This window comes from bacterium, from assembly GCA_021372775.1.
GTDB lineage: Bacteria > Acidobacteriota > Polarisedimenticolia > J045 > J045 > JAJFTU01.
Map to the genome: position 1 here is coordinate 1 of JAJFTU010000296.1, position 2,057 is coordinate 2,057.

Annotated in this window: 2 protein-coding genes; both read left to right on the forward strand. The window is 76.3% G+C overall.

Translation table 11 applies throughout. The features are described 5' to 3' along the window. Positions 1 to 697: ABC transporter permease (locus LLG88_10245; GenBank protein ID MCE5247284.1), on the forward strand; the 697-nt coding region annotated here is incomplete at its 5' end. Between the two features lie 41 nt (positions 698 to 738). Next, complete coding sequence (locus LLG88_10250) at positions 739 to 1,917, forward strand: carotenoid 1,2-hydratase (GenBank protein MCE5247285.1); 1,179 nt, start codon at positions 739 to 741, stop codon at positions 1,915 to 1,917. Positions 1,918 to 2,057 lie beyond the last annotated feature (140 nt).

The window sequence follows — 2,057 nt, forward strand, 5'->3', positions numbered from 1 at the left end:
GGCGGCGGGCGGGACGCTCGACCTGCCGACGCCGCGCGGAACGCGCGTCTTCCGCGTCGCCGGCGTCTTCCGCAGCTACGCCACCGACCAAGGGCTGGCGATGATCGACCGCGGCGCGTTCCGCGCGCTCTTCGACGACGACGGCGTCTCGGGGCTCTCGTTCGTCGCCGCGCCGGGGACCGATCCGGCGGCGCTCGCCGCGCGGCTGCGCGCCGCGGCCGGCGCCGACCAGCCGCTGCTCGTGCAGTCGAACCACGCGCTCCGCGCCGCGTCGCTGGAGATCTTCGACCACGCCTTCGCCGTGACCGCGGTGCTGCGCCTGCTCGTGCTGATCGTCGCCGCGGCGGCGGTCTTCACGGCGCTGATGGCGCTGCAGTTGGAGAAGGGGCGCGAGTTCGCGCTGCTGCGCGCGCTCGGCCTCGGGCGGCGGCGGCTCTTCGCGCTCGTGCTCGGCGAGACGGCGCTGCTGGGCGGCGCGGCGGGGCTGCTCGCGATTCCCGTGGGCCTCGCGCAGGCGGCGGTGATGACCTACGTCGTCAACCAGCGTTCGTTCGGCTGGCGGCTGCCGCTCTTCGTCGATCCGTGGATTCTCGGCGCGGCGCCGCTGCTCGCGCTCGGCGCGGCGCTCGTCGCCGGGATCTACCCCGCGTGGCGCGCGGCGCGCCGCCGTCCCGCGGCGGCGTTGGCGGACGAATGACGGCCCGCCGATTCCTTCGCGCGGCGTCGCGCGAGAGGACGTTGAATCGCGCGCCGCGCAGCTCGGCGTCGCGCGGATCGACGTCGCGCCGCGCGCTCTTCGTCGCGCGCCGCGCGCTCCTCGTCGGTCTCGCGGCCGCGCTCGCCGGATGCGGCGTCCGCGGCGACGATCCGCCGCGCGGCCTCGCCGCGCCGGAGGAGGCGTTGCGCGGCGAGGCGGCGGGGTACGCACGGGCGCTCGCGCCGCGGCCGTTCGCGTTCCCGCGCGACCACGGCCCGCATCCGGAGTTCCGCACGGAGTGGTGGTACGTCACCGGCAATCTCCGCGCCGCGGACGGACGCCGCTTCGGCTTCCAGCTCACCTTCTTCCAAGTGGCGCTCGCGCCGGACGCGCCCGCGCGCGGCTCCGCGTTCGCGACGCGCCACGCGGTGATGGCCCACTTCGCGTTGACGGACGTCGCCGCGGGACGCTTCCGCGCCGCGCAGCGCCTCGAGCGGGCCGCCGCGGGTCTGGCCGGGGCGCGCGGCGCGCCGTTTGCCGTCTGGCTCGACGACTGGCGGCTCGCCTCGCTCGGCGCGGGCTTCCTGCCGCTGCGCGTCGCGGCCGCCGAGGGAGACGCGGCGATCGACCTCGTGCTCGAAGAAGGGAAGCCGCCCACGCCGCAGGGGGACCGCGGCCTGTCGCGCAAGGGCCCGGGCGAAGGGAACGCGTCGTTCTACTACTCGATGACGCGGCTGCCGGCGCGCGGCGTCGTGCGCGTCGCGGGGCGATCGTTCGACGTCCGCGGCGCGGCGTGGCTCGACCGCGAGTGGAGCACGAGCGCGCTCGGGCCGGACGTCGCGGGGTGGGATTGGTTCGCCCTGCAGTTGGACGACGGGCGGGACGTGATGTTCTACCGGCTGCGGCGCAAGGACGGCGCGGACGATCCGCTGTCGGCGGGGAGCGTCGTCGGCGCCGACGGGCGCGCGGCGCGTCTGTCCGCGGCGGACGTCTCCGTGACGCCGCTGCGCTTCTGGACCAGCCCGACGACCGGCGCGCGCTACCCCGCGGCGTGGCGCTTCGCCGCGCCCTCCCGCGGGATCGACGTCGAGGTGCGCGCGGCGCTCGACGCGCAGGAGCTGACGGGGATCGTTGATTATTGGGAAGGAGCCGTGGACGCTTCGGGGAGTGCGCGGGGGGTCGGTTATGTCGAGATGACGGGGTACGCGGCGCGGCGGTAAGGCGCGTGCGTTTCGCCGCTCATCTTTCGCGGACCGGCTCGGGCGCGTCCTTCGGTTCTGCGGTGCGGCGATAAGGCGCGTGCGGACCGAGGGACGCGCGTCGTGCGGCGGGGGCGGCGGCTCAGCCGACCGGGCAACGG